We start from the raw sequence: 26843 nt of genomic DNA, 5'->3' as shown, positions 1-26843 counted from the left end.
AAACGGAACGGGGACGGGCATACGCCCGTCCCCGTCCGCTCTAATCAGCCTCTTTGTAAAATTACTTGGAGAGCTTCTTGGTGACCATGGTGCCGGCAGCCGCCAGGGAGGCGATCGCAGCCATGACAGCGACATTGATCATGTCGTTGGCACCGGTGGTCGGGTTGTTCTTGTCGGTGTTCTCTTCCTTGTCGGAGCTGGAGCTGTCGTTGTCGACCTCGGTCACGACGGTGCCATCCTTGATGAGCTCGTTGGTGACGAGGAAGTTGTCCAGCTTGTTGGTGCGGAAGGAGAGGGTGTTCTCATCCGCGTCGAAGGTCGCGTTGATGCGGTAGAGCTTGCCGTCCGCATAGCGGTAGGTGTACATCTTGTCGAAGTCGTCGACAATGTCGTCAACATCGAGGGAGAGCTTACCGGTGCCAGCGAAGGTCGGCTTGCCGCCGAAGGTGAAGAACTTGAAGTCCTGATCCGGGAACTTCGCAAGGATTTCCTTGATGCCCGCGTTGGAGTGGACCAGGTTCTTGGTGGTTTCATCGGTCACGTTGACGGTGAACTCCCAGCCGTTGCCCGCGAGGGTGACGTTTTTGTAGTCGTTGATCTTGGCGATCTTGTTGAACTGGGAAGCGGTGATGACGGGGTTGTTGTTGTCGATTTCGACGGAATCGCCCTTGTCGAGGCTGTCGATGTAGTCGCCGCCGAGCTCCTCATAGCCGTACTGGAACTTGACTTCCTGGCTGAAGACGGGCAGGGTGGTGGACTTCGGGGTCAGCTTGACGTTGTACTTGACGTCGACGGGCTTGGTGGTCATGGTGTCGCGGGACTCGACGTACAGGTAGTACTGGCCCTTGTACTCTTCGATCTCAAAGCGGCTCATGCCCTTGGTGGAGACCTTGGAGTAACGGAACTTGAACTCCTTGATGTTCTCGTCGGTGATCTTAACGGACTTGCCGCCAACGATCATGGAAACCGGGAACTTGTACTCGGTGCCGGGCTCGAGGATATCGTCGCCCAGGACAACACCGTCTTCGTCGGCGCCGATCGCAATGCCGGTCGCATCCTTGAAGTCAACGTCGGTGTCGACGTCGGAAGAAGTCGCGTCGGAAGAAGTCGCGTCAGAGGAGGTCTCGGACGAGGAAGCCTCGGAAGAGGACGCTTCGGAAGAAGATTCCTCGGAGGAGCTCTCCTCGCTGGAAGAGGACTCGGGCGAAGAAGCTTCGGAAGAAGAGGACTCGGTGGGCTCCTCCAGAACGTTGATGTCGTCAGCCAGAGCGGTCACGCCGATCGACAGAGTCGTGGCGGCTGCAAGCATCATAGCAAGCACTTTTTTCATGGTATTGGGTTCCTCCTGAAAAATAGTTTCGATCCTCCGGCTCAGCACATCCGAGCCGCTTGGAACGAGACTGAGTATATCCGAGAATCAAGCACTTTTCAAGAGGTTTTTGTTACCAAATTGTAATAATTATCGTACATATTGCACATCAATTCGCATATAATAATTTAATTTTTTGATTTTTTCAGCAATTTCTAGATATTAGTCATGCAAAATGGAAGTGCGAATGCAGGATTTCTGTCAATCCCATGCAGACGCCGCGCATATCCGCCGCAAAACTGGAGATGCGGCAAAATTTGCCGCGCGCAAACGCGAAAAATCCAATGCGCAATGCCGTTTGGTTCCCGAAAGCCGAAAATGCAAATGCCTTTGCCCTCGCGGCGGAACAACATCGCCGGCGGCCGATTCCGGCCGCCGGCGATGTTGCAGTCTTTCTTCTATACGCGTACGCGCGCGAATCCTTATCTGCGTTTTTTCGTAAGCGCGAATGCCGTCGCGGAAGCCGCCGCAAGCAGAACCGCGGCGCCGACGGCGTCGCGCGATCCGGTCGGCGCGGGCGCCGGTCCCGGCTTGGGCGCTGGGGGAGGGGTCTCCTCCGTCTTTTCGATCGGGGGGGCCTCTTCGATTTCTCCCCAGTCAAGCTCGAGGTCGCGGTCGGAAATCACATAGGTGCCGAGCGAGCGCACGCGGATTTTCCACCCGTCGATGCCCGCCTCGGTATCGTCCTCGTCCGCGTAGGTCATCCGGTCGGTCAAATCCTCGAGGTAGCCGTCGCCGTCCACCAGGTAGATGTGCACGTCGCGCGGCCGCACGTCGCGGTAACGGGAGCTGTACCAGTCGTAACAGTCGTTCCACGGGTTATAGAGGGTCAGCGTCGCGCGAGAGGTCGAATCGATCGACGGGCTCCCCACAAAGGTGCGGAAAAAGAGCTCCGCGTTCACCGGGTCGCCGTACTCCTCGTAGATGTCGCGGTCAATTTTGGTGGACAGCTTCGCGTAAAATTTGCGCGAATCGTCGTCCGCCTCGAATTCGAGGCAGGCCACATCGTCGTCCGCGCCCCAGGAGATCGTGTTGCGCTCGTTGGAGATCGGGTTGAAGACGACGTTCTGTCCCGCCTCGATATCGGCGTAGTCGCCGTCCTCCACGGGATTGTCCACCCACAGCTCAAACCGCGTGTTCGCGATGTCGCCGCTCTCCCAACGGCCGCCGTCGTCTGAATGGCGCGCCTTGAAATACACGTCGAAGGTGACCTTGCGCTCCTCCGTCTTGGTGGTTTCCTTGAGCTTGATTTCGATATAATTTTTCCGCCCGCTGCCGTCGAGGTTCTTGGTCACCAGCTTGACGGAGTCGAGCAGGCTGCCGTTTTTATCCCGGTCGAGGCGGAAGTTGAACTCGCCGCTGTCAGCCAGCTCGTCCGCCGAAACCATTCCCGCGCCGCCGTGGAATTCCGTGTCGTCGCCGATTTCAATGTAGATCTTTTTGCCCGCGGGCACAAAGTCGGCCGACACCTTGTCGCCAAAAGAGAAATTGTAATCTCCCACGACCGAATCGCCGTCCGCGTCGCAGACCTCCCCGGTGAGATGGGTGTCCGTCGTGATGCTGTACGCCAGCGCGCACACGCCCGCGAAACTCCCCGCGAGCACCGCCGCCATCAGCACTGCCAACATCTTTTTCATCGTCCAGTCCTCCCTCGCTGTCACGGATTCCGGGGCCTGTTTTTCTGTCGCCCCTCCGTGCCATCAGTGTACCATATGACAACCGTCTTTGCAAGATTTCTTGCGGAAGAACGGGAAAGCGAACCGCCCGGCGTCAAGCCGGGCGGTCGTTTTGCGCTTTCTGAAGAAAGCGCCCAAAGACTTTTATCAGACCTGCCGCACGTCCGCCCCACATCCGCGACCCGTGAGGCGGGGCCGTGGAGGGGCCCAAAAAGGCCGCGGCACGGACAGCACGTGCGGCGAAACGGCGCGCCCCGCCTGAACCAAACGCTTTGAGGGGTTCCTGGGGGAACTTTCTCGAAAGTTCCCCTAGGCCTGTGTTCGGGATGGCCTTCCGGTTTGCGTTCACGCTGATCTCGGGTATTTCGGGCGCCGGGCCGGGAGCCGCCGAAAGATCCAGCTCGACGTCGGAGATGACATATCTGCCGAGGGTACGGGTACGGGTGCGCCAGCCGTTGACCTCGTTGCCGTCCTCGTCGTGCGCAAGATAGGTGAAGATACCGGTGATGTCGCTGAGGGAGCTGTCCGCCGCCACCTGATAGATATGGCAGCTGTCGGGGTCTGGCTGGTAGTCCTCGTCCTCCCACGGGTTATAGAGGACCAGCGTGGCACGGGAGGTGGAGTCAGCCGCGAGCGCGCCGGTGAAGTCGCGGAAATAGAGGTCCGCGTCGGCCGGGTCGCCGTAGAGCTTGTAGATTTCGGGATCGGCCTTGGTGGAGAGCTTCGCATAAAACTTGTCCGCGTCGTCGCTCGCGGAAAAGCTGACCGAGGCGATTCCCTCCCACTCGGCGGTGTTCTTGTCGTTCGCGACCGGCTTATAGACGACGCCGTCCCCCGCTTCCAAATCCGCGTCGCCGCCCGACGCCTCCTCGCTCGCGATCCACAGGGTGAGCCGCAGCAGCGCGTAGTCCCCTGTCTCGAAGGTGGAGCTCTCCTTGCGCGCGGAAAAAGTGAGGTCGGCCACCGCCTTCTGCTCCTCGACCGCCTCGCTCTCCGCGATCTCGATCCGCAGCCAGGAGCTGCGGGGGCTGTCCCCAAGCGATTTCTCGCCGTACTGCTTGATTTTCAGCAGGCTTCCGCCCGGGCCGCTTTTGTCCGCCTTCAGGCGGAAGAGCCCGCCGTCCGCCAGCTCGTCGGCCGTTGCGGCCGCGCCCATCGCCTCCGCGGAGACGTCCCACAGCGCGGTCGTATCCGCCGAGCCGCTCTCGCCCAGGCAGAGGTAGACCGTCTGGCCGGGGGCCACGTCAAAGGTGTAATTGCCCGCGTCACAGCTGGTGGGCCCACTCGTTGCGATCGTGTTTCCGTCCCCGTCGACAAGCTCCGCCTCGCCGCCGCGATTCAATTGTACCGCGACCGAACCGTTGCCGGACGACGCGGCGCCGGCGACGGCGGTCCCGGCGGCAAGCGCCGTCAGCAGCGCCAGCAGCAGGCAGAGCAGACGTTTCATGATGGGCTTCCTTTCCGAAAAATGCTTTTTCAGGCTTCTTTTCCTTATTATATCCCGGACGCATGGAAAAAGTCAACGGATTTTGTAACCAAATTGTAATCTTTTTTGCGGATTCTGTAACCAATTCGCAATTATATTTCCATTTTTTAGGATATATTTTCCTAATTTGTGAATGAAATGTAAATAAAAACAGGATGCGACCGAATGGCCGCATCCTGCCGGATACGCCTTTGCTGTTCAGGAGAGCTTGATGTCGAGATAGGATTTCACGAGCGCGACACACTTGTCCCAGCCGAGCACCGCGCTGTTGATGCACAGGTCGTAATTGTCGGCGTTCTTCCAATCGTTCCCGGTAAAGCAGCGGTAATAGTCGCTGCGGCCCTTGTCGGTGCGCTGGATGAAACGCCGCGCCTCCTCCTCGTCGAAGTCGGGGTGGAGCTCGATCGTCTTTTCGACGCAGTAGTCGATCGGCGCGTGCACATAGATGCGCAGGACGTTGTCCAGGTCACGCAGGATGAAATCCGCGCAGCGCCCGACGATCACGCAGCTCTCCTTCTGCGCGAGGTCGCGGATGACCTTCGCCTGGTAGTTCAGGAGGTTCTGCACGGAGGTGAAATCGGGGCTCTCGGGCGGGAGCACCTCCCCGGTATAGAGCGGCTTCCCGGGCTTGATCAGCGGCTTCTTCTTGATCTTCTCATCCACCTGCGCAAAGAGCTCGGCGCTGATGCCGCTTTCGACCGACGCGCGGACGAGCAGCTCCTTGTCGTGGTAGCCGATGCCCAGCTCCTTGGCGAGCATCCTGCCGATCGTCTTGCCTCCGCTGCCGTACTGCCTGGCGATCGTGATGACGTAGTTTTTCATCTTCTCCCTCCGTCCCTCACAAAATTTGGTCGGTTTCCCCGCCTATAGTATAGTCGATTTGCCCGCCGAAATCAAGACGGGCCCCGGCCTCAGAAGTACCGCGCCGCGACCTCGCCGCCGAACCAGAGCGCGGTTTCGATCCGCGCGTTTTCCGCGCTGTCGCTCGCGTGGATGAGGTTCTGGCAGCTGCGGTTTTCGCGGCCGCACTTCTCGTAGGAGTCGCACCCCAGATCGCCCCGGATGGTGCCCCTGTCCGCCTTGGCGGGGTTGGTCGCGCCGACGATCCTGCGAATATCCGCCACAAGGTCGGGGCTCTCGCCGCGCACGACCATCGGCAGCACAAACTTATCCCTAAAGTAGTCGAGCATCTTGCGCTTGAAATCGGGCCCCAGCTCGGCGAAAACCTGCGCGTAGTGCCTGGAAAGCAGCTCCTCGTCCGCCTTGGTGCAGCCGAGCCGCTCGATCTCCACCCCGCCGCGCCGCAGGTAGTCCATGATCTCCTCCACAAGCCCGCGCTCCAGCGCGTCTGGCTTGAGCATGATAAAGCTGTAATACATCTTGCCGGCACCCCTTACTATCGTTATTTTTTTAACGCGTATAGCATAGCACCTTTTTCCGCATTTGGCAACTCCCGGGCGCAAAAAAACCGCGCGGCGCCCAAGGCGCCGCGCGGCGGAAAATCGCTTTGGATTACTCGACAGTGGCGTACATGAAGTAGAAGTAGCCGAGCGGGGAATGCCAGAAGCCCTTGACCTTCGGGTTGAGCAGGTAGAACTCGCTGTAGAACGCAACCGGAATCGCGCCGGCCTCGTCCATCAGGAGCTGCTCCGCCTGGTGCATCGACTCGAACCGGACGTTCGCGTCGGCGGAGGTGCGGGCGGTCTCCATCAGCTTGTCGTACTCGGGATTGCTGTACTTGCCGTCGTTGTTGCCGTTGGTGGTGACGAACAGGTCGAGCATGCTCGACGGGTCGTTGTAGTCGAAGACCCAGCCGTTGCGGGCGATGTCGTAGTTGCCCTGGCGGCGGTCGGCGGTGACGACCGCCCAGTCGGCGACCTGCACGTTCAGCTTGACGCCAAGCTCGGCCCACATCTGCTGGAGCGCCTCGGCGACCGGCTTGTGGTAGCCCTGCTGGTTGGTGAAGTACTCGATCTCACGCAGGCCCTCGCCGTTCGGATAGCCGGCCTCGACCATGAGCTGCTTGGCCTTCTCGAGGTTGCCCTCATAGTCGTTGGGGTCGATAAACATCGGGCTGTTGTCGATGAAGGCGGTCTTGCCGTCCGCGTCGAGCAGACCGGGGCCGACGAACGCGGTCGCCGGGGTGTAGGTGCCCTGCATGACGGTGTTGGCCATGTAGTTGCGGTCGATCGCGAGGCTCAGCGCCTGACGGAGCTTCAGGTTGTCAAACGGCTCGCGGTTGAGGTTCAGGCTGATATAGTAGGTGCCCATGAGGTCGTCGAGGTGGAAGTCCTCGGTCTCGCGCAGGGCGGGGATCTCCTGGGAGGGCAGGTCCTTCGCGCAGACGATCTCGCCGCTCTGGTAGGCGGTGAGCACCGCGTTCGGGTCCTCGATCAGCACGAACTTGATCGTGTCGCTGCCGAGCGCGTCATAGTTCCAGTAGTTTTCGTTCTTCGCGTACTTGATGTACTCGCCGGGGGTCCATTCGACCACCTTGTACGGGCCGTTGCCGATATAGCTGGAAACCTGGGTGGCCCAAGCCTCGCCGTTGGCCTCGATCATGTCCCTGCGGACGGGGACGTAGGTCGGGAAGGCGAGCAGCTGGGTGAAGTAGCCGCAGGGAGCGGCCAGCGTGACGGTGAGGGTCTGGTCATCCTCCGCCTTGACCTGCAGCGCGTCGAAATCGCCGGCGGCGGCAGCGTCGTAGCCCGCGATGACGTTGAAGAACTCACCGTAGGGGGCGGCGGTGTCGGGGGAGACGGCGCGCTTCCACGACCACTCGAAGTCGGCCGCGGTCAGCGGCTGGCCGTCGCTCCATTTGAGGCCGTCGCGCAGATGGAAGGTCCAGTTGAGGCCGTCGTCGGAGACCTCGTAGGTGTCGGCCTGTCCGGGGACGACCGCGCCGCCCTGGTCGAGCGTCATGAGGCCCTCGAAGCCGTGGACGATGAGGGAAGCGCCGTCAACCGCGCTGTTGAGCGCCGGGTCGATCGTCTCGGGGTCGGGTCCGATGCAGACCGCCAGTTCGGTGCCGCCGGTGGTGTCCGCACCGGGGGCTGACGGAGTCTCCGTCTTGGGTCCGCAGCCGCTGAACGCCAGTGAAAAAATCATCACGACTGCCAAGGCTAGTGCCAGTTTCTTCATGCTTTTTTCCTCCTCTTCATTTTGCATGCCGTGGGCATGCGTACGGAGCCCTCATACCGGAGGCGCTGCAGCCCCGGACGGTTTCCCGCGGCGTCCTTCCCGGACGCGCGGCGAAAACAAGGGGATTGATCGCTCGTTTTGCGAGCGATCAAAAGCAGCGGATATCCGCTGCTTTTGTCAACGATTCTGTTGCCGCCGGGAGTGCGCGCGGCCCTTCGGCCGGCATGAGATCATTTTTTATTATACACGCATCCGGCCGTTCATGCAAGGCATGTCTCCGGTTTGTAACCTATTTTTACCTTTTTTCCTCTATCTTACCTGTTCCAGATTGTGGCAGGCCGCGTAGTGGCCGGGGGACACCTCGCGGAAGGCGGGCTCTTCCGCGGCGCACCGTTCGGTCGCGTAGGGGCAGCGGGTGCGGAAGCGGCAGCCGCTGGGCGGGTTCACCGGGCTGGGCACGTCCCCTTCGAGCACGATGCGCTGGCGGGTGCGGCTCAGCCTGGGGTCGGCGACGGGGATCGCCGAGATGAGCGAGCGGGTGTAGGGGTGCGCGCTGTGGAAGGTCAGCTCGTTGCTGTCCGCCAGCTCGACCAGCTTGCCCAGATACATGACGCCGATGCGGTTGGAGATGTGCTTGACGACCGACAGGTCGTGCGCGATGAACAGATAGGTCAGCCCCATCTGCTCCTGAAGCTCCTCGAACATGTTGACGACCTGCGCCTGGATCGAAACGTCGAGCGCGGAGATCGGCTCGTCGCAGACGATGAACTCGGGGTCGACCGCGAGCGCGCGGGCGATGCCGACGCGCTGCCGCTGCCCGCCCGAAAACTCATGCGGATAGCGGTTGGCGTGCTCCGAGTTGAGCCCGACCCGCCGGAGCATCTCGATGATCCGGTCGCGGCGCTCCTGCCTGGTCTTGCAGAGCTTGTGGATGTCGACCGCCTCGCCGACGATGTCCCCGACCGTCATGCGCGGGTCGAGGCTCGCGTAGGGGTCCTGGAAGACGATCTGCATCCTGCGCCGGTAGGGCATCATGTTCACGGCCGTCTTCGGCCCGCAGACCACCCTGCCGGCGGCGTCCCGTTTGGGTTCGCCGTTTTCGCCGGTCAGCGGGACATTGCCGCTGTCAAAGATCGGCTTGCCGTCGTAGACGATGCGCCCGCCCGTCGGCTCGTAGAGCCGCAGCAGGGTGCGCCCGGTGGTCGTCTTGCCGCAGCCCGACTCGCCCACCAGCCCGAGCGTCTCCCCCTTCTCGATGTAGAAGGAGACGTCGTCGACCGCCTTGACCACGCGGTTTTCAAAGAGCTTGCCGCCCGCGACGGGGAAATACTGCTTCAGGTGCTCCACTTCAATCAGCTTGTTCATTGCCCGCTCCCTCCCGACGCTTTCTCAAACTCCCGCTTCTGGATCAGCCAGCAGGCGCTGTAATGGGTATCGCTCAGGTCGGTGTAGGGGGGCATCTCCCGCAGGCAGACCTTCATGCAGGCGCCGCAGCGGGGCGCGAAGGGGCAGCCCTTCGGCGGGTTGAGCATGTCCACCGGCGTGCCCTCGATGGGCACCAGCTTTTCGTGCGCCTCGCTCGTCAGCTTGGGGATGCTGCGCAAAAGGCCCTTGGTGTATTCATGGCTCGTCTCGTAGAAAATTTCGTCCACCGTGCCGTACTCGACGATCTTTCCGGCGTACATGACGGCGATCTTTTCGCACATCCTCGAGACGATGCCCAGGTCGTGCGTGATCATGATGATGCTCATGCCGAGCTTCTCCCGGAGCTCGATCATCAGCTCAAGGATCTGCGCCTGGATCGTCACGTCCAGCGCGGTGGTCGGCTCGTCTGCGATGAGCAGCTTGGGCTCGCAGGCGAGCGCGATCGCGATCATGACGCGCTGGCGCATCCCCCCCGAAAGCTCGTGCGGATACTGCTTGAGGCGCTTTTCCGGCTCGTTGATGCCCACCAGCGTCAGCAGCTCCTTGGCGCGCGCATGCGCCTCGGCCTTGCTCTTATTGGTGTGCAGGCGGATGACCTCGCAGATCTGGTTGCCGATCGTATAGACCGGGTTGAGGCTCGTCATCGGGTCCTGGAAGATGATCGACACCTCGTTGCCCCGGATCCTGCGCATCTCCTTTTCCGACATCTGGTCGATGCGGTGGCCGTTGAACTCGACCGAGCCGCCGATGAGGCGGCCCGGATGCGCGGTCAGTCCCATCACCGAATAGGCGGTGACCGACTTGCCCGAGCCCGACTCGCCCACGATGCCCAGCACGTCCCCCTCCTTCATCGAGAAGGAGACGCCGCCCAGGGCCTTGACCTCGCCCGCGGGGGTGAAAAAGGAGAGGCGTTCATCTTTGATATCCAGCAGGTTTCCCATAAAAATCCTCTCCTTTCTATTCTTTCATCTTGGGATCGAAGGCGTCCCGCAGGCCGTCCCCGAGGAGGTTGAAGCTGAGGATGATGACGCTGATGAGCAGCGCCGGCGCAAGCAGCCGGTAGGGATAGGACTGCAGCCCGTTGAGCGCGTCGTTGGCCAGCGAGCCGAGCGACGGCATCGGCACCGCGACGCCGATGCCGAGGAAGCTCAGAAAGCTCTCGGTGAAGATCGCCGACGGAATCTGCAGGGTGGTGGTGACGATGAGGGTGCCGATGCAGTTGGTGAGCAGGTGCTTGCGGATGATCCTGCCGCTGCTCGCGCCGAGCGCGCGGGCGGCGGTGACGTATTCCTGCTCCTTGAGCTGCAAAATCTGGCTGCGCACGATGCGCGCCATGCCGACCCAGTAGAGCAGCGCGAAGACGATGAAGATGCTCGTCAGGTTGACGCCCACCGCCGCGATCCAGCCGAACCCCGGCTGCTCGGCGAGGTTTTGCAGCGGATATTTCAGCGTGACCGCCAGCAGGATGATGATCAGGATGTCCGGCACCGTGTAGATGATGTCGACGATGCGCATCATGATGATGTCAACCCAGCCGCCGAAGAAGCCGGCGACCGACCCGTAGATCGAGCCGATCAGCAGGATGAGCCCGGAGGCGATCAGGCCGACCAGCAGGGAGATGCGGCTGCCCATCATCACGCGCACGGCGAAGTCGCGCCCGAGATGGTCGGTGCCGAGGACGTGCGGGAAGACGCTCTCCCCGGCCGCGATCTGCTCGAGCTCGCCGTCCGAATACTGCATGGGCGCGAGGTTCTCCGCGCCGCGGATCTGGTGCTCATAGCTGTAGGGGTAGAAGCTCGGAACGATGAAGGAGAAGACCATGACGACCAGGATGACCACAAAGCTGACGATCGCCACCCGGTTCTTGAGAAGGCGCTGGAAGCCGTCCTTCCAGAACCCGACGCTCTCCCGCATCGTGACCAGGCTTTCCTTCTCCGCCTCGTCGGCCGGGAGGAAGTCGTCCACGTTCAGCTGGAAGGTGGGGAATTTTTTATTCTGTTCAGACATCAATCTTCCCCCTTACTTCAGCTTGATCCGCGGATCAATCAGTTTATAGGCGATGTCGACGATCACGTTCATCGAGACGATGAGCACGGCCAGGAAGATGGTCGTCCCCATGATCAGCGGGTAGTCGCGCCCCGTGATCGAGCCGACGAACTCGCTGCCCAGCCCGGGGATGGTGAAGATTTTTTCCACCACGAAGCTGCCCGTCAGCGTATAGGCGAGCAGCGGGCCGAGGTAGGTCACCACCGGTAGGACCGCGTTGCGCAGCGCGTGCTTGAAGATGCATTTGAACCGCCCGAGGCCCTTGGCGCGGGCGGCGCGCATGTAGTCCTGCCCGAGCACGTCGAGCATCGACGAACGCATGAGCCGCGCGATATACGCCGTCGGGTAGAAGGCGAGCGCCGTCACCGGCATGATATAGTGGAGCACGCTGTTGAGCCCCACCGTCGGCAGCCATCCGAGCTTGAGCCCGAACAGCATGAGCAGCAGGGTGCAGATGACGAAGCTCGGCACCGCGATGCCGCAGGTGGCGATGAAAATCACCACGTTGTCCGCCCATTTGCCGCGGTTGAACGCCGCGATGCTTCCCAGCGGGATGCCCACGCAGACGGCCGTCAGGATCGAAAGCCCGCCCAGGCGCGCAGACACGGGGAACTTAGTGGCGATGATCTGCGCCACCGTGCGCCCGCGCTGCTTGACGCTGAGCCCGAGGTCGCCCTTGACCAGGCCGAGCATATAGTTCTTATACTGAACCGAGAGGGGCTTGTCCAGACCGTATTTCTCCTCCATCGCGGCCTGCGCCTGCGGACTGACCGCCTTCTCCGCCAGGAACGGCCCGCCGGGCACCAGGTTCATCAGGAAAAAGGTGATGGTCGATACCAGATAGATGGTCAGCACCGCCATCGCCACCCTCTTCAGGATGTATTTTCCCACAGTATCACTTCCTTCATTTGTTTGCGTCATCATCCGGGCCGTTTCGGCGGCCCAGCCCCGCCGCCGCGGGGCCGCAAGAAGGCGCCCCGCCTGTTTCTGGAGCAAAAACAGGCGTTCTCAGCCAATAAACAGCGGCCTGTCGCACTTCGTCGCCATAAATATTAATTTTACCGATTTTCGCGGATTTTGTCAACGGCGCGCAGCCTGATATTCCCTTTTTCTTCCGAGAAATGTTTGCCTGCGGCCAAAATGAGACCCGCTTCCCGAAGCCCGCCCGGGCCCGGGCCCAAAAAACGGCGGGCGGGCAAAGGCTCCGGTTTCCAAAAAGGAAGCCGGAGCCTTCATTCAGCCCTGCTTTTTGAGATGCGCCCCCGTCATCAGGCCCTTTTCGTACCGGTCGATCTTTTCGTCCAGCCGGTCGAGCGACCGCTGCATTTCGGCCATCCGGTCCGCAAGCTGCCTGCGCTGCTCCCTGAGCAGCTCCTCGCGGGCGTCGACCGTTTCGTCCCCCTGCTGGAAGAGGTTCACGTATTCGATCAGCGCCTCGATCTGGACCCCCGCCGCCCGCATGCACTTCATCAGCTCGACCCAGCCGCAGGACGCCTCGTCGTAATCCCGGATGCCGCTTCTGTTTCGGGGCACCGGCGGAAGCAGCCCGATGCGCTCGTAATAGCGCAGGGTGTCCGGGCTGATCCCGTATTTCCTGCTGACCTCCGTGATCGTCATGGCTCTTCTCCCCCCATCAATATCCAAACACGGCGGCCGCCTGCTTCATGTTTTCGACGGCGGAGACCCCGAACGGGCAGCGCTTTTCACACGCCCCGCACGCAATGCACTCCCCCGCCTTGTGGGCGAGCGCGGCATAGTGCTCCCGCACCGTCTCGGGCACCCCGCCCTGCGCCTTCGCGAGGTTGAGGAATTTGGTCGCCGTCGCCACATCGATCCCCTTCGGGCAGGGCGCGCAGTGTCCGCAGTACATACAGTGGCCCTCCCAGCGGATCCGCGGGAAGGAGGCGAACGCCGCGGCGTAGTCCCGCTCCCGGTCGGATGCGGTCTCGTAGGCGAGGGAGGCGCGCAGGTCGTCCAGGCTGCGCGCGCCGACCATGACCGAGGCCACCGCCGGGCGCGTGGCGGCGTAGTGCAGGCACTGGACGGCCGTAAGCGCCTTCCCCGCCGGGGAGAGCTCCCCGCTGAGCAGGTCGCCGCCGCCGAACGCCTTCATGACGGTGATCCCCACCCCCATGCGCTGGCAGGTTTCGTAGAGCCGCTCCCGCGTGGGGTCCATGTTGGTGAGCCCGCCGCTGTAGCTGTCCGGGGCCCACAGCTGTTCCACATCCTCGTTCGGCGGCTGGAGGTCGTAGCAGGGGTTGACGCTGAACATCAGCACCTCGACAAGCCCGCTCTCCACCGCCGCGAGCGCGGCCTCGGGGTTGTGGCTGCTGACGCCGATGTGCCGGATCCTTCCCGCCTTTTTGAGCTCCCGCGCATAGGCCATCACCGGCCCCTCCGCGATCTCCCGCCACAGCGCGGGGGAATCGACATAGTGGATCATGCCGACATCCACGTAATCCGTGCCGAGGTTGGAGAGCATCGTTTCAAACGCGGCGCGGACCTCCTCGATTTTGCGGGTCGCGCGGTACTGCCCGTTCTCCCAGATGGCGCACAGGTGCGCCTGGAGGACGAACGCCTCCCGGCGGTCCCGGATCGCCCTGCCCGTCCGCCGCTGGACGTCGGGGTTGGGGGTGTAGAGGTCCATACAGTTGATTCCGCCCTCAAAGGCCAGCCGGAAGAGCTCTTCGGCAAAGGCGTCGTCCCGGAGGACGAAGCCCTCGCAGCCCAGGCCGATCTCGCTGACCCGCAGGCCGGTTTTTCCAAGTTCACGGTAGTTCATCACGGTTTCCCCATTTCTGCCAGTCGTTTGTGAGCCCATTGTAACACTTGGAGTCCACTCCAAGTCAACCCCCCATTTTGCATCTCTCTCCACAAAATCCATTCACAATTTGTTCACTTGACTTGGAGTACACTCCATGGTGTAGCCTTTAATAAGGCCGGGCCTTTCCCCTGCGGGAAACGGGACCAGGACCGCATGGAAAACCCGAAAACCCACAAACCAGGCAATGAGGAAGGAAATGAGGAAACCTGCATGATCTACAAAGACTTTCAGGATCTAAAGCTCTCCGCGCTCGGGCTGGGCGCCATGCGCCTGCCCGTCGTCGACGGGGACGACGCAAGGATCGACGAGGCCGCGGCGGAAAAAATGGTCGATTACGCGATGGAGCGGGGTATCAACTACTTCGACACCGCGTGGGGCTACCACAGCGGGCAGTCCGAGCTCGTCATGGGCAAGCTGCTCTCCCGCTACCCGAGGGACAGCTTTTTCCTCGCGGACAAATTCCCCGGCTACGACCTCTCCAATATGGACAAGGTGGAGGAGATCTTTGAGGCGCAGCTGAAAAAATGCCGCGTCGGCTATTTCGACTTTTACCTCTTCCACAACGTCTGCGAGATGAACATCGACGCCTACCTGGACGGGCAATACGGCATCCTCGACTACCTGGTCAGGCAGAAGGAGGCCGGGCGCATCCGGCACCTGGGCTTTTCCGCCCACGGAAGCCGCGGCGTGATGAAGCGGTTTCTAGAGGCCTGCGGCGACCGGATGGAGTTCTGCCAAATCCAGCTCAACTATCTCGACTGGACCTTCCAGGACGCGAAGGCGAAGGTCGGCCTGCTCGACGAATACGGCATCCCCGTCTGGGTGATGGAGCCCCTGCGCGGGGGACGGCTCGCCTCCCTCTCCGCCGAAGACGCCGCGAAGCTGAGGGCGCTCCGCCCCGGGGAGGGCGTCCCGGCCTGGGCGTTCCGGTTTTTGCAGTCGCTCCCGCACGTTACGGTGGTGCTCTCCGGCATGTCCAATTTCGAGCAGCTTGCGGAAAACCTCGGCACCTTCGAAACGGAAAAGCCCCTAGACGACCGCGAGAAGGAGGCCCTGCTCACCGTCGCGGACGGGATGGTCCGGAAAATCGCGCTGCCCTGCACCGCCTGCCGCTACTGCACCTCCCACTGCCCGCAGGGACTGGATATCCCGTCGCTGCTGGCGCTCTACAACGAACACTGCTTCACGGAGGGAGGGTTCCTCGCGCCGATGGCCCTGTCCGCGCTGCCCGGGGACAAACGGCCGTCGGCCTGCCTCGGCTGCCGCGGCTGCGAGGCGGTCTGCCCGCAGCAGATCAAAATTTCAGAGGCCATGGCGGATTTCGCGGCAAAGCTGAACGCGTGAGCGCGCCCGCCCCGCGCCGGGGGGCTTGGGCACGGCCGCGGACTGGCTTTTGTAACTGAAAAGAGGGGGCGCCTCACGAGGCGCCCCCTCTTTTTTCACCCACGGATTTTTCACTCACGGGGCGGACCGTCCGCCTCCTCCAGCGCACGGCGCAGCGTGCTTTGCAGGATGGCGGTGTCGATCGGTTTCGCCACGTGGGCGGTCATCCCGGCCGCGAGCGCCGCCTGCACATCCTCCGAAAAGGCGTTCGCCGTCATGGCGATGATGGGCACCGTCCGCGCGTCGGGACGGTCCAGCCCCCGGATCGCCCGGGCGGCCTCGTAGCCGTTCATCTCGGGCATCTGGATGTCCATCAGGACGGCGTCGTAGGTGCCCGGCGGCTGGTTTCGGAACTCCCGCACCGCCTTGGCGCCGTCGGTCCGGACCACCGTTTCCGCCCCGTAGATTTCCAGCAGGCCGCAGAGGATTTCCGCGTTGATCTCATTGTCCTCCGCCACCAGGATGCGGCGGCCGGCGAACGGCGCCTCCTCCGCGGGAACCGCGGACTGCGGCCCGCCCGCCTCCCCGGCGGGGGGCCCAAAGGCCCCGCCGGCCTCGCATTCAAGCTCCACCGTAAAGACGGAGCCCCCGCCGGGACGGCTCTCCACCGAGATCGAGCCGCCCATCAGGTCGACCAGCCCCTTGGCGATGCTCAACCCCAGGCCGGTCCCCTCGACGCGCGTCGCCTCCCTGCCGCGGGCGAAGGGGTCGAATATCGTCGTGAGGAACTCCTCCGACATCCCGACCCCCGTGTCGCGCACGGTGAAGCGGTAGCGGACGCGGTCCGCGCCCGCCGCGGGCAGCTCCTCCGCCAAAAGCTCCACCCTTCCCCCCTCCGGGGTGAACTTGACCGCGTTGCTCAGCAGGTTGAGCAGGATCTGGCTGACGCGCAGGGCGTCCCCGAAGAACCGCTCCCGGCGGACCTGCCCGGCGTGCGCGCGGAAGGAGAGCCCCGCCGCCCGGGCCTGCGGCTCGATGATGGTCGAGAGCTGCTCCAGCAGGCCGGGGACGGACATCTCCATCCGGTTGAGCGTGATCTTCCCGCGCTCGATCTTGCTCATGTCCAAAATGTCGTTGATCAGGCTGAGCAGGTGCCGGGAGGAGATGGAAATCTTCTGCAGGCAGTCCGCGACCCGCACGGGATCGTCGATATAGGCGCTGGCAAGCGCGGTCATCCCCATGATCGCGTTCATCGGCGTGCGGATGTCGTGGCTCATGGAGGAGAGGAAGTCGCTCTTGGCGCGGCTGGCCTCCTCCGCGAGCTCCAGCGCCTGCTCCAGTGCCTTTTTGGACCGGCGTTCCTCCGCCAGCATATCGGTCACGTCGGCGCGCACCATGCACACCGTCTTATGCTCCCCGTCCCCCCACAGGACGGTGATCTGCTTGTAGCGCAGGCCCTCCTCCGAACGGTGCGGGAAGACGAAGTCGTAGCCCGCGGGCTGCTCCTCCAGATGCCGGAGCATTGTCTCCAGCCGGAGCTGGCTTTCCAGCTCCTCCGTCCCGCCGCCGGGGTTATAGTATTCCGCGACCAGCCCGATGGAAGCGCTGTAGTCCTCCACGACGAAGGGGGGCAGGTTTTCCAGCACCGTCCGGCGGGTGTGCATCGTCATGCGCCCGCTGACGACCTGGATGAGCCCCAGCAGCTCAAAGGTATAGGCCGCGACGTTCAGCAGCCCCTGCTGCTCCCGCACCGAATCGGTGATGTCCGCCCGCGCAAAGCAGACCCGTCCCAGCCGCAGGTCGATGGCGGAAACGGTAAGCTTTTTGGTGAGGACCTCCCCCCGCTCCCCGAGGATGGCGTAGTGGAAGGAATAGGAGTCCTCCACCCGCAGCCGCTTCATGATATAGGCCGGGTCCAGCAGGGTTTCCACCTGTTCGCGGTCCCTGGGCACCACCTGCTTTTGGAGCATGTAGGCGATCCGGTCGGAATGCCGGCCCTCCCGCGCCGGGATGTCGCCCGCGTCCATCTCCCCGTTGAGGACCCGGTAGCGGTCCTCGGGGATGTCTACGTCGACCACGAGGTCGCTGCCCGCCAGCGACAGCCGGCGCAGGATGCGTTCGGAGATGGTCTGCTCCGTGATGTCCGTCACGGTCAGGATACCGGTGACATCCCCCGTGTCGGGGGTCTCCACCAGGTTCACCTTGAACCGCACATAGCGCCCGCGCCGCTCCTTCGGCAGCTTGACAAAGAAATCCCGGACGATCTCGGTATCGCCCCGCTCAAAGGCCGCCAGGGAAGGCGCGTTCAGGTAGGCTTCCCTGAAAATCCGCCGCCCGTCCTCGTCGGCGACCAGATTCGAGAGCCCCATGAAAAAGGCCTCCCGCTCGCCGCCGAAGGTGCGCAGCAGGCCGGAATCGGTGTGGTCGATGATCTCGAGGATTTGGTTTCGCGTGACGTTGCAGTGGCCCACGATCAGCGCGTCGGGGCCGGGCGTGCGGTAGTGCTGCAGGATCCGGTCGTTGAACTGCCTCCTGAGCTCCTCCCGCTCCTCCCGCTCCCGGGTCATGTCGTGGTATCCCGCGTAAATCCGCAGCTCCCCGTCCTCGCTCTGGAGCATCGAGAGGGTGTTTTTCACCCAGACGTAACCGCCGCCGCCCTTTTCGAGCCGGTAGATCAGTTCGCAGCTGCTCTTCCCGCTGGCGATAAACTCCGCCATCTGCCGGACGACCATCTCCTGGTCGTCCGGATGGACCCCGGCCATGGCGTCCCGCTGGTAGAGCTCCCATGCCGCCTCCTGCGTCATGCCGGTCATGGCGGCAAACCCGTCCGACAAAAATTCGGGGATCATGCCTCCGTCGGGCTTGTAGCGGATTACGGCGACGCCGCCCGGGAGGTATTTGACCACCGTCTGGAAATACTGCTCCAGGCGCGCCTTTTCCCGCTGGACGCGGACCTCGCCGGTCACGTCGTGGACGTATTTCACATACGCCGGGATGCCGTTCCAGTCGGTCTCCATGAAGCGGGTGGTGTAAAACCGTCCGTTCCCCTCCAGCGCCATCTCGTGCGCCTTCCCGTCCGGGGCGTGGCTGTGCAGCGTGCAGAACGCGCAGGGCGCGTCCTTCCCGTGCAGGGCGGCGTAGCATTTCTGCCCGACGCAGCCGCCGCTCTTCGCAAAGAGCTCCCGCGATTCGTTGATGTAGAGCAGGTCGTAGTTTTTCCGGTCGATGACGTAGATGCCGTCCGCCGTCTCGTTCGCGATGCTCTGGAAGAGCTGCGCCTCCGCCGACATACCGGTGAAGACCCCGTAGAACCAGCTGGATTCCGACAGCGGCCCCATCCGGCGGCCGTTGAGGTGCAGCCAGACGAGGGACCCGTTTTTATGGCGCATCCGGTAGGAGATGTCGAGCACTTTGCCGCTCTCCAAAGCAACCCTCGCCGCGGAGAGGACCCGGGGCCTGTCCGCCTCGTAGACGGCGTCAAAGGCGTCCCGCCGGACGAGCGCCCCGTACTCCTCCCGCGTGTGGCCCGTGAGGGCGGGGACACCCGCGGAGAAGTAGGCGGGGACGAACCGGCCCTCCTCCACCCGGTAACCGGCGATCCCGCCCGGGATCGAGTTGACCAGGTGGCCGAGCTCCAGCTGGGTCTCCTTGAGCGCGGTGATGTTGTGGAACACGCACTGAAGCAGGGGGCGGCCGCGCTCCTCCCCCACCTGCTTCGCCTGGGCGTGCACCCAGACGATGTGCCCGTCCCGGTGCAGCTTCCGGAATTCAAAGTCCGCCACCGTCCGGTTCCGCAGGGCTTCCCTGACCTTTGAGACCACCATCGCGGTGTCCTCCGGATAGATCATCCCGGCCGCGTCCCCCTTGGACAGCTCCCGGTACTCCTCCACGGTGTATCCGGTCAATTCCGGCACGCCGTCGGAAAAATAAACCGTCTCAAAGATGTCCGCCACCCGGTAGATGGCGACCCCGCCGGGGATGGCGTTGACGATGTCCTGCATCTTCACGTTGGCCGCCGTCAGCTCTTCCTCCAGGCGCTTGCGCGCGCTGACGTCGGTGTAGATGGCGTAGAGGATTCTGGAGCCGTCCTCATGGGTCTTGATCGTGCCGTCGAGGTTGATCCAGACGTATTCCCCCCGCCGGTCGTTCCACAGCCGGTAGGTGTGCCGCAGGCTGCCGTCTCCCCGGTACGCCGCGGCGATTTTTTCCCGCAGGAGTCCGACGTCCTCCGGATGCACGCCGAGATAGTCGGTCTTCTCCCGGCTCGACCGGATATGCTCGTCGGAGTAGCCCACGATCTCATAGAAGGCGGGGTTGTGGAAGAGCGGCACGATCCTGGGCCACTCGATCCGGTAGACGCACAGCCCGCAGGGAACGCTGGTAAAGGTCTCCTTCAGCCCCTCCTGCAGCCGGTCGGCGCGCTCCGCCTCCGCCCGCTGCTCGGTGACGTCCCTGACGTATTCGATGTGCGCGGGCCTGTCCCCCCAGTCGACGATCTTTCCACTGAGCTGGTAGACGCGCCCATTGAAGGGGTGGCGGTACTCGCGCACCAGGAGGCTGTCCCGGCTCATCCCGCCCGCGTGGCAGAAGGGGCAGGCGGACTGGTAACCCGCGATGTGGTAGCAGCAGACCTCGCCGGCGGCAGGCGCCGGGAGCGTCTCCCGCGCCTGCCGGTTGGCGTAGAGCACCCGGCGGCTCTCCACGTCGCTGACAAAGATGGCGGCCGGGTCGTTGTCCAGGATGGCCTGCAGCTGCCGGACCTCCGGCGTGCAGAGGGGGCTCTCCCGCGTCATGACAGCGCTCCTTTCAGGGCTTCCAAAAACAGGACCGCCCGCTCGAATTCCCCCCGCACGGCCCGGTACAGTTCGGGGTAGTCGTCCCGCTCCTCCCGCAGGCGCAGCGGCTCCACGAGCGCGCACACCGCCTTGTAAAGCGGGGCGAGCCCCAGATTTCCGGAGACCCCCTTCAGCGTGTGGGCGGCTTCAAACGCGCCGTCCAGATCGCCCGCATCCAGCGCGCCGCCCAGCCTCTCCGCGCTGCCGTCCCGGGGCAGCATGCCGAGCACGCGCAGGTACATGGCCTCGTTCCCCATAAAGCGCCGCATCGTATCGTCGTAATCCGCGCCGTATGCCTCGAAGGCCGCGCGTAAATTCTCCATCGTCTATCCCTCCCGATTCCGGAAAATCAAGCCGCCGCCAAGGCACACACAGGCGGCGGACGGCCGGTCTTCCCTATCCCTCATTCTTTCCACAGACAGCATTTTCCCTTGTCCCCTGCCTTCGCGCGGTAGAGCGCCCGGTCCGCCCGGGCGATCAGTTCCGTCATCGGCTCCTCCGAACCGCTGAAAACGATCCCCGCGGTGCAGGAGGCCGCGGTCCCCCTTGAGGCGCGGAGCTCCCGGGCCGCCCGGCAGATCTCCCCGCCCTTCTTCAGCGCCGCCTCCCCCGAGCGCATCCTCTTCATGACCACCACAAATTCGTCCCCGCCGTAACGGGAAAGGATGTCGCTTTCGCGGGTGTGCGCGCGCAGAAGCGCGCCGAATTCCTCAATGAGCCGGTCACCCTCCATATGCCCGAAGGTGTCGTTGGCCTTTTTGAGGTCGTCCAGATCGAAGATGCAGACCGCCAGCGGCAGGTCCTCCGCCCGCAGCGCGCCCACGGCGGCGGTGAAGCCCCGGCGGTTCAAAAGGCCCGTCTGGTAGTCCCGGCAGGCCTCCTCCTGCAGGGAGTCCTTCCACTCCCGGAAGGCGGTGGTCCCCATGGCCCGGAGCACCTGCCTGCGTAAGCTCTTGCAGGTGTGGGGCTTGTCCACATACTCCTCCGCGCCCAGCTCCAGCGCCTTTTCCTCCAGCAGCGCGTCCGGCGGCCCGGTGATGACGACGTGCGTGCTCCACACAGCCCGGCTGCGCTTGACGGCCTCCAGCGCCGAAAAGCCGTCCGGTTCCGGCAGCGTGGCGCTGAGGAGCACGGCGGCGAGCCTGTCCCGGTTCGCCGCGACGCAGTCGAGCACGGCCCGCACGGTCCCGGCCTCCGCGATCTGGAAGAGGTCTTCAAAGGTCTCCCGCACCCGGCTCCGGTAGGACGCGTCCTCGTCGGCGATCAGGAAAACCGGACGCAGGCGTTTGGCGCCCGGCTCCCGCTCCACGACGGCGCCCTCTTCCCGGAGCAGCGTTTCAAATTCTTCCCTGGGCACCGGGCGTACAAAATAGTAGCCCTGCACATAGTCGCAGTCGATCTCCCGGAGGCGTTCGAGCTGCTCCCGCGTCTCCACGCCCTCGGCCACCACATGCAGCTCCATCCAGCGCGCCAAATCCATGATAAAGCGCAGGATTCCCTGGTCGACGGGCTTCGCCGTCTCGCTCTGGATAAAGCGCATGTCCAGCTTCAGCACGTCGATCGGCAACCGGTTGAGCATGTTGAGGGAGGAGTACCCGCTCCCGAAGTCGTCCATTTCAATGACGAAGCCCAGCGCCCGCAGGCGGGCCACCGTTTCAATGATCTGGCTGGGATCCTCCGTATAGGCGCTCTCCGTGATCTCCAGATGGAGCCGCCCGGGCGCGAGGCCGTATCTCCGGACCGTTTCCAGCAGGACGTCCGCGATGTCCGCCTGGTAGATGTCCGCCCGGGAGACGTTGACGGAGATCGGGATGGGCGGCAGGCCGGCGGCGTCCCATCCGCGCAGAAGGGAACAGCTCTGTTCCCAGACGAACCGGTCCAGCTTCGAGATAAATCCATTCCGCTCGAAGAGGGGGATGAACTCCGCGGGGGACTGCAGGCCCCACTCGGGATGCGCCCAGCGCACCAGCGCCTCGGCGCCCGCCAGCCGGCTGTCCCTGATCCGGTACTTGGGCTGGAGGTAGACCTGGAACTGCCCCTGCGCCAGGGCGGACTCCATGTTGTCGATGATGGCCTGCTCCCGCAGCAGCCTGCCCCGCAGCTGGTCGTCATAGGCGGCGAAATGCTTGCCGTACTGCCCCTTGATGCTGCGCGCGGCCAGCAGGGCCCGGTCGCACATCTGCTCGACCGGGACGCCGCGGTCCTCGACCGGGTAGATCCCCCATTTCATCACAATCCTCCGGGCGTTTGCGAGGGCGTTCAGTTCCCCGCTCATCCGGACAAACATTTCATCGCTGTAATCCGTCCGGCGCTCCAGCAGGCAGGCGAACTGGTCCGCATTGAGCCTTCCGCAGATTCCCACGTCCCCGACGGCCGTGCGGTAGAGCGCCGCGATATCGCACAGCAGGCGGTCCCCCGCCGGGATGCCGAAGACGTCGTTGATCAGCTTGAAGTTTTCGATGTCGGAACAGATGATATCGTACTCCAGCGCAGGGTTCTGCCGGAGGACCTCCCGGACCCGCTGGTAGAAAAATTCCTTGCTGCACAGGCCGGTCAGCCGGTCATATTGGAACTGGTTGATCATGGCGGCGGTTTCACGCAGGCTGATGATGCTGGCCGCGCGGTGCAGGATGATCTGCGGCTTATAGGGCTTGGCCACAAAATCCGTCGCGCCGTGGGAGAGGGCCGCCACCTCGTCGGCCTCGCTGTCGCTCTGCGTGGTGACGATGACCGGGATGGACGAATAGTCGGGATGCTCCTTGACGATCGAAAGGAAGGCGTAGCCGTCCATGACGGGCATGACGATGTCCAGCAGGATCAGAGCGATCTCCTCCCCATGCCGCTTTAAAAGGTCGAGCGCCTCCCGCCCGTTTCCCGCCTCGAGAACCCGATACTCCGCCGACAGAATTCCGCTGAGCGTCGCCCGGTTGATCTCGCTGTCCTCCACAACCAAAATCGTTTTTTGCACGGCCATCTCCTCGCCCCCCGCTCCACAACGGAGCGAGCCGCGGGCAAATGCCGGCGGCTTCTCCGTTTGCTCTGTTCACATGATGCTTCCATTCTATCACGGGGGAGGCGGCCTGCGCAATCTTTTTCGCCGCAATTTGACCGGGCGGACGGATATTCCCCCAAACCCGCTTTTTGTCCCGATTCCGCAGAAGACGGATACGGAACTGCGCGAAATGCGCCAGAATGCCCCGCCCCTCTCCAAAAGAGAGGGGCGGGGCATTCTCAAATCTGGTGCCGCAGAACAGACTTGAACTGTCACGGGGTTGCCCCCGAGGGATTTTAAGTCCCTTGCGTCTGCCGATTCCGCCACTGCGGCAAATTCCGCCTTCCTATCATACCCCAAGCGGGGCGATTCGTCAAGACTGGCGGCCAGGCGGGGCGGGCAGCCCGGAGAGCAGGGAGAGCTGGTCGGCGGAGACGTAGCTGTCCACCGAAAAGGCGAAAAGCACCTGGTTGTAGCGGCCCAGCCTGAGGCCTTGGAGCAGCTCGGGCGTGACGGTGGCGGTGTCCACAAAGGTCACCTGCTCGTAGTAGATCAGCAGGAAGGGCAGGTAGCTCTGCACCGAACCGTCGCCGAAGATCAGCAGGCGGTTGATGTAGGAGGGGTTGCCGATATCGATGTCGATCACAGGGGAAAGCCCGCCGAGCGGGACGTCCATCGTGCCGCCGAGCTCCTTCTTGAATTTCGGGTAGAGGGTGTAGTAGCGGCGGGAGGTCCCGTCGGCGCTGTAATGGGTGACGGTGTAGCTACGCTGGTACTGGGAGTTATAGTTGTAGACCGACACCCGGTCGGGCGACACCTCCCGGTAGGGGGAGAGCGCATAGAGGTCGCCGTAATAGTCGTAGTCGATGTGCTCGATGGAAAAATCCTCGAGCGCGCGGGGACGCAGGCCGAGCTTTTTGGCCACCGCCGTATAGATGTAGAAGCCGCCCAGCCCCGTCGTGGTGTTGTCGGTGTTGTAGTAGATGTATTCGTCCTGGTGGTTGAAGAGGGTCGGGTAGACGTTGATCGCCGTGACATGTCCCGAGACGCGGCGGTAGACGTCGTCGATCAGCTGCGGCTGGTTATAGAGGGGCGCGATGCTGTCGTAGGGGACCTTGCCCTGCTGGACCGCGCAGGCGGTCGGGATGAGCATCACATAACTGGGGATCTGGTAGTCGTCCGCGAAATCAATCATCGCGAGCGTGTTGTCGTTGATGACCGACAGGCTCTTGGGCTGCACGTCAAGGGTCAGCGAACCGCCCGAGATAAAGACGCCGTTCTGCTCCTTGCCGCCCCCCATATAGTTGAGGGAAACCTGCAGGCGGCGCAGCGCGTCGGAGGAGGGAAACTGCCCCGCGAGCGTCTGCTCGAGCTTCGCAAACGTCCCCGCGTCCCCGGCCGCCGCGTCCCACAGCGGCCGCCCGCCCCCGCGTAACAGCAGAAAGAGCGGCACCGCGAAGACCGCCGCCAAAAAGACGACGCCCGAAAGTTTTTTGCTCACGCGGGTTTCCCCCTTTCGCAGAATGAATTTCACCGCCCGCTACAGCAGGTAGGCGGTCGTCACAACCAGCAGCGCGGCGGTAAAGGCCGCCGAGGCGACGCCATAGGTGCGCGGCAGGTGCCTCTTCCACAGTCCCGCGAGCCAGCCGACCAGCCCCGTCGAGGAGACCGCCGCCAAAATCAGCACGAGGTAGTGGGAGGCGAGCAGGTAGAGCACACTCTTGCTGCTCTCTAGGGTGGCGAAGCCCCCCACGCCGAACATCATCCTGAGGAACCCGAGCGACTGCCCCGGCGTGCCGCCCGAAAAGAGCGCGAAGGAGACGAGCACGACAAAGGTGGTGTACAGCCACCGGAAGAGGGTGGGAATCCCGTCCATGTAGCGGCTGAGGAAATACCGCTCGAAGATGACGAACGCCGCGAAATAGGCGCCCCAGAGCAGCAGGTTCAGGCTGATGCCGAACCACAGCCCCATGAGGATGGTGACAAGCAGGATGTTGAACACGCCGGAAAGCACGCTGCCCTGCGCGCCGCCGAGGTTGATGTAGACATAGCGGCGGATGTAGCGGTTGACGGTGATGTTGAAGCGGGCGAAGAAGTCGTTGACGCTCGTCGCCTGGTAGGGGTAGTGGAAGTTGTCGGGCAGCTCCACGCCGAAGATCAGCCCGATCCCCCTGGCCATGTCGCAGTAGCCGGAGAGGGTGAAATAGACCGAGAAGGCGAGCGTCACGACCATCGTCCACACCGAAAGCGCGGTCATATTGAGGGCGGGCATCCCGCGCAGCGAGCGGTAGAGCTCATAGACCGCGTCCCCGATGATCACCTTTTTGCCGAGGCCGACAAGGAAGAGCCTGCCGCCCTCCCCCGCCCGCTCCAGGGTCATGCGCATCCCCTTGATCTGGGGCATGAGCTTGTTGTGGTAGACGAGCGGCCCGGCGTAGAGCCGGGGGAAAAAGAGGTTCATCAGCGCGAACGCGGGCAGGTTGTGCTCGGCGTAGGTGTAGCCGAAATAGCAGTCGATCACATAGCCGCAGGAGGTGAGCGCCACCACCCCGAGCCCGAGCGGGAAATGCACGCCGTAGACCGGGCCGAGCGCCCCGTAGAGCAGGAAGATCGCAACGCTCTTGGCCGCCGAGCAGATCATGATTCCCCGGCGCAGGCGGGGCAGCCTGGAGGCGTGCTCGAGCAGGCGGCCCATCAGGTAGTCGAACAGGACGATGCCCGCCAGCAGGAGGAGGTTCTCCCCCTCGCGCCACCAGTAGAAGAGGACGGAAAAGGCGAGCAGGACCGCCGGGCGCCAGCGCATGGGGCTGATGAGGCAGACGGCGATCGCCAGCGGCAGAAAGAGGTAGAGGAAGGAGAGGCTGTCGAGATGCACGTCCGCGCACCCCCTTTCGATGGTTTGGGCGGTGTCAGTGGGTCTCCAGGAAGGCGAGGAACTCCCCGCGGGTGTAGAGGGCGTTGATTGCCGAAAGCATCGCGTTGGCGTTCATGCGCGCGGGCAGTCCGAGCGCGGCGAGCACGCGGCGCCGCCTGCCGGCGCTGTCCGGCCCGCCGGACAGCCCCCATTCGACGAGGTCCGCCTTGGTGACGGGCGCGGCCCGCTCCGCCGGGGCGGGGACCTCCTCCCCCTCCACGGCCACGCCCGCGCGCCGCAGCGCGTCGAGCAGCACCCGGGAGGGCATCCCCTCCACCCCGAGCTTGCCCTCGGCGGAGGGCTGCGCCTTGCGCCGCTCCTTACCGAAAATGTCCGGGATATAGACGTGGGTGATCTTTTCGGGGGCGACCGCGCCGGCGATGTGCGCGCGGATGCGGAAGCCCGCCGCGTCGGAATCGGTCAGGATGATCACGCCGTTTTTCTCCGCGAGCGCGCGGATGTAGGCGAGCTTTTCCCTGTCGCGGAAGACGTCGAACCCGTCGGTCGTCACGATCGTCGCGTCGACGAGCGACGAGAGCTTCGCCTTATCATATTTTCCCTCGACGACAACCGCCTGCTTCAGCTTGATCATCCCGCTCGCTTCCCCGTCAGTAAAAAAAGTTTGGTAATCGTTTCCTCGAGCACGACCCGGTCGTCCCCGCCCGTGCTCTTGAGGCGCATGTCCGCGTCGGCGAGCAGCGTCAGCATCTTTCCGAGCTGCCCGGCCGTGTAGCCGCCGCTGTCGCTCATCGCGTTCTTGATCGCGAAGGTGCGGTTTTTGGCGTATCCGAGCTCCGCCGCCGCTCGCTCCG

General features: G+C 63.4%; 19 protein-coding genes, 1 tRNA gene and 1 pseudogene. 1 reads left to right on the top strand and 20 read right to left on the bottom strand.

Annotated elements, in window-relative coordinates; all coding sequences use genetic code 11:
* Positions 1-61: 61 nt before the first annotated feature.
* The 12 genes from RDM88_RS01835 to RDM88_RS01780 all read right to left on the bottom strand — a co-directional run bounded on the left by RDM88_RS01835 (position 62) and on the right by RDM88_RS01780 (position 13925).
* Positions 62-1330: a hypothetical protein gene (locus RDM88_RS01835; RefSeq protein WP_308752650.1), complete on the bottom strand. Its 1269-nt coding sequence runs from the start codon at positions 1328-1330 to the stop codon at positions 62-64.
* A 461-nt stretch (positions 1331-1791) separates the two neighbouring features.
* Positions 1792-3006, bottom strand: a complete 1215-nt coding sequence (locus RDM88_RS01830) for a hypothetical protein (protein WP_308752647.1) — start codon at positions 3004-3006, stop codon at positions 1792-1794.
* A gap of 133 nt (positions 3007-3139) precedes the next feature.
* Positions 3140-4492, bottom strand: a complete 1353-nt coding sequence (locus RDM88_RS01825) for a hypothetical protein (RefSeq protein ID WP_308752645.1) — start codon at positions 4490-4492, stop codon at positions 3140-3142.
* Positions 4493-4729: 237 nt separating this feature from the next.
* Positions 4730-5353 carry a cytidylate kinase-like family protein gene (locus RDM88_RS01820; RefSeq protein ID WP_308752643.1) on the bottom strand — a complete coding sequence of 208 codons (624 nt, stop codon included), beginning with the start codon at positions 5351-5353 and terminating at the stop codon, positions 4730-4732.
* Between the two features lie 89 nt (positions 5354-5442).
* Positions 5443-5910, bottom strand: coding sequence for a nucleoside-diphosphate kinase (locus RDM88_RS01815; protein WP_308752641.1), 468 nt, complete (start codon positions 5908-5910; stop codon positions 5443-5445).
* Between the two features lie 133 nt (positions 5911-6043).
* The gene (locus RDM88_RS01810) at positions 6044-7672 is read right to left on the bottom strand and encodes a peptide ABC transporter substrate-binding protein (RefSeq protein ID WP_308752639.1); all 1629 of its coding nucleotides are present in this window, start codon (positions 7670-7672) and stop codon (positions 6044-6046) included.
* A 309-nt stretch (positions 7673-7981) separates the two neighbouring features.
* Positions 7982-9037 (bottom strand): ABC transporter ATP-binding protein, encoded by a 1056-nt coding sequence (locus RDM88_RS01805; RefSeq protein ID WP_308752637.1) that lies wholly within the window; start codon positions 9035-9037, stop codon positions 7982-7984.
* Positions 9034-10038: an ABC transporter ATP-binding protein gene (locus tag RDM88_RS01800; RefSeq protein ID WP_308752635.1), complete on the bottom strand. Its 1005-nt coding sequence runs from the start codon at positions 10036-10038 to the stop codon at positions 9034-9036. Before RDM88_RS01800 ends, RDM88_RS01805 begins: the two co-directional genes overlap by 4 nt.
* A gap of 16 nt (positions 10039-10054) precedes the next feature.
* Positions 10055-11104 (bottom strand): ABC transporter permease, encoded by a 1050-nt coding sequence (locus tag RDM88_RS01795; RefSeq protein WP_308752633.1) that lies wholly within the window; start codon positions 11102-11104, stop codon positions 10055-10057.
* 12 nt (positions 11105-11116) lie between these two features.
* Positions 11117-12034 carry an ABC transporter permease gene (locus RDM88_RS01790; RefSeq protein ID WP_308752631.1) on the bottom strand — a complete coding sequence of 306 codons (918 nt, stop codon included), beginning with the start codon at positions 12032-12034 and terminating at the stop codon, positions 11117-11119.
* A 345-nt stretch (positions 12035-12379) separates the two neighbouring features.
* Positions 12380-12760, bottom strand: coding sequence for a MerR family transcriptional regulator (locus RDM88_RS01785; protein WP_308752629.1), 381 nt, complete (start codon positions 12758-12760; stop codon positions 12380-12382).
* A gap of 16 nt (positions 12761-12776) precedes the next feature.
* Positions 12777-13925 carry an aldo/keto reductase gene (locus RDM88_RS01780; RefSeq protein ID WP_308752627.1) on the bottom strand — a complete coding sequence of 383 codons (1149 nt, stop codon included), beginning with the start codon at positions 13923-13925 and terminating at the stop codon, positions 12777-12779.
* Positions 13926-14177: 252 nt separating this feature from the next.
* Here RDM88_RS01780 and RDM88_RS01775 point away from each other — a divergent pair, with 252 nt between their 5' ends.
* Positions 14178-15311 (top strand): aldo/keto reductase, encoded by a 1134-nt coding sequence (locus tag RDM88_RS01775; protein WP_308752625.1) that lies wholly within the window; start codon positions 14178-14180, stop codon positions 15309-15311.
* A gap of 110 nt (positions 15312-15421) precedes the next feature.
* Here RDM88_RS01775 and RDM88_RS01770 read toward each other — a convergent pair whose 3' ends face one another.
* The 8 genes and pseudogenes from RDM88_RS01770 to RDM88_RS01735 form a co-directional block, all read right to left on the bottom strand.
* A complete protein-coding gene (locus RDM88_RS01770; RefSeq protein ID WP_308752623.1) occupies positions 15422-20083 on the bottom strand; it encodes a PAS domain-containing protein in 4662 nt (1553 codons plus the stop codon).
* Positions 20080-20448 (bottom strand): Hpt domain-containing protein, encoded by a 369-nt coding sequence (locus RDM88_RS01765; protein ID WP_308752621.1) that lies wholly within the window; start codon positions 20446-20448, stop codon positions 20080-20082. Before RDM88_RS01765 ends, RDM88_RS01770 begins: the two co-directional genes overlap by 4 nt.
* Before the next feature lie 80 nt (positions 20449-20528).
* The gene (locus tag RDM88_RS01760) at positions 20529-23099 is read right to left on the bottom strand and encodes an EAL domain-containing protein (RefSeq protein ID WP_308752616.1); all 2571 of its coding nucleotides are present in this window, start codon (positions 23097-23099) and stop codon (positions 20529-20531) included.
* 264 nt (positions 23100-23363) lie between these two features.
* Positions 23364-23450: transfer RNA gene (locus RDM88_RS01755), tRNA-Leu, on the bottom strand.
* A 40-nt stretch (positions 23451-23490) separates the two neighbouring features.
* A complete protein-coding gene (locus RDM88_RS01750; RefSeq protein ID WP_308752614.1) occupies positions 23491-24618 on the bottom strand; it encodes a DHHW family protein in 1128 nt (375 codons plus the stop codon).
* Positions 24619-24657: 39 nt separating this feature from the next.
* Positions 24658-25992 carry an MBOAT family O-acyltransferase gene (locus RDM88_RS01745; protein WP_308752612.1) on the bottom strand — a complete coding sequence of 445 codons (1335 nt, stop codon included), beginning with the start codon at positions 25990-25992 and terminating at the stop codon, positions 24658-24660.
* 34 nt (positions 25993-26026) lie between these two features.
* Entirely contained in the window at positions 26027-26623 is a 597-nt protein-coding gene (locus RDM88_RS01740) for a DUF4093 domain-containing protein (RefSeq protein WP_308752610.1), read from the bottom strand.
* Positions 26620-26843, bottom strand: a pseudogene (locus tag RDM88_RS01735) (hypothetical protein); the annotation flags it as partial. The pseudogene RDM88_RS01735 and the gene RDM88_RS01740, both read right to left, overlap by 4 nt.

Origin of the sequence: uncultured Anaerotruncus sp., assembly GCF_902490045.1 — a bacterium.
In the GTDB taxonomy this organism is placed as follows: Bacteria; Bacillota; Clostridia; order Oscillospirales; family Ruminococcaceae; genus Anaerotruncus.
This window is presented reverse-complemented; position numbering and strand designations above follow the sequence as displayed.

What these genes read in the sequence shown, in the direction of transcription:
- RDM88_RS01835 (WP_308752650.1), bottom strand. Translation starts at nt 1,330, where the DNA reads ATGAAAAAAGTGCTTGCTATGATGCTTGCAGCCGCCACGACTCTGTCG.
- RDM88_RS01830 (WP_308752647.1), bottom strand. Translation starts at nt 3,006, where the DNA reads ATGAAAAAGATGTTGGCAGTGCTGATGGCGGCGGTGCTCGCGGGGAGT.
- RDM88_RS01825 (WP_308752645.1), bottom strand. Translation starts at nt 4,492, where the DNA reads ATGAAACGTCTGCTCTGCCTGCTGCTGGCGCTGCTGACGGCGCTTGCC.
- RDM88_RS01820 (WP_308752643.1), bottom strand. Translation starts at nt 5,353, where the DNA reads ATGAAAAACTACGTCATCACGATCGCCAGGCAGTACGGCAGCGGAGGC.
- RDM88_RS01815 (WP_308752641.1), bottom strand. Translation starts at nt 5,910, where the DNA reads ATGTATTACAGCTTTATCATGCTCAAGCCAGACGCGCTGGAGCGCGGG.
- RDM88_RS01810 (WP_308752639.1), bottom strand. Translation starts at nt 7,672, where the DNA reads ATGAAGAAACTGGCACTAGCCTTGGCAGTCGTGATGATTTTTTCACTG.
- RDM88_RS01805 (WP_308752637.1), bottom strand. Translation starts at nt 9,037, where the DNA reads ATGAACAAGCTGATTGAAGTGGAGCACCTGAAGCAGTATTTCCCCGTC.
- RDM88_RS01800 (WP_308752635.1), bottom strand. Translation starts at nt 10,038, where the DNA reads ATGGGAAACCTGCTGGATATCAAAGATGAACGCCTCTCCTTTTTCACC.
- RDM88_RS01795 (WP_308752633.1), bottom strand. Translation starts at nt 11,104, where the DNA reads ATGTCTGAACAGAATAAAAAATTCCCCACCTTCCAGCTGAACGTGGAC.
- RDM88_RS01785 (WP_308752629.1), bottom strand. Translation starts at nt 12,760, where the DNA reads ATGACGATCACGGAGGTCAGCAGGAAATACGGGATCAGCCCGGACACC.
- RDM88_RS01780 (WP_308752627.1), bottom strand. Translation starts at nt 13,925, where the DNA reads ATGAACTACCGTGAACTTGGAAAAACCGGCCTGCGGGTCAGCGAGATC.
- RDM88_RS01775 (WP_308752625.1), top strand. Translation starts at nt 14,178, where the DNA reads ATGATCTACAAAGACTTTCAGGATCTAAAGCTCTCCGCGCTCGGGCTG.
- RDM88_RS01770 (WP_308752623.1), bottom strand. Translation starts at nt 20,083, where the DNA reads ATGACGCGGGAGAGCCCCCTCTGCACGCCGGAGGTCCGGCAGCTGCAG.
- RDM88_RS01765 (WP_308752621.1), bottom strand. Translation starts at nt 20,448, where the DNA reads ATGGAGAATTTACGCGCGGCCTTCGAGGCATACGGCGCGGATTACGAC.
- RDM88_RS01760 (WP_308752616.1), bottom strand. Translation starts at nt 23,099, where the DNA reads ATGGCCGTGCAAAAAACGATTTTGGTTGTGGAGGACAGCGAGATCAAC.
- RDM88_RS01740 (WP_308752610.1), bottom strand. Translation starts at nt 26,623, where the DNA reads ATGATCAAGCTGAAGCAGGCGGTTGTCGTCGAGGGAAAATATGATAAG.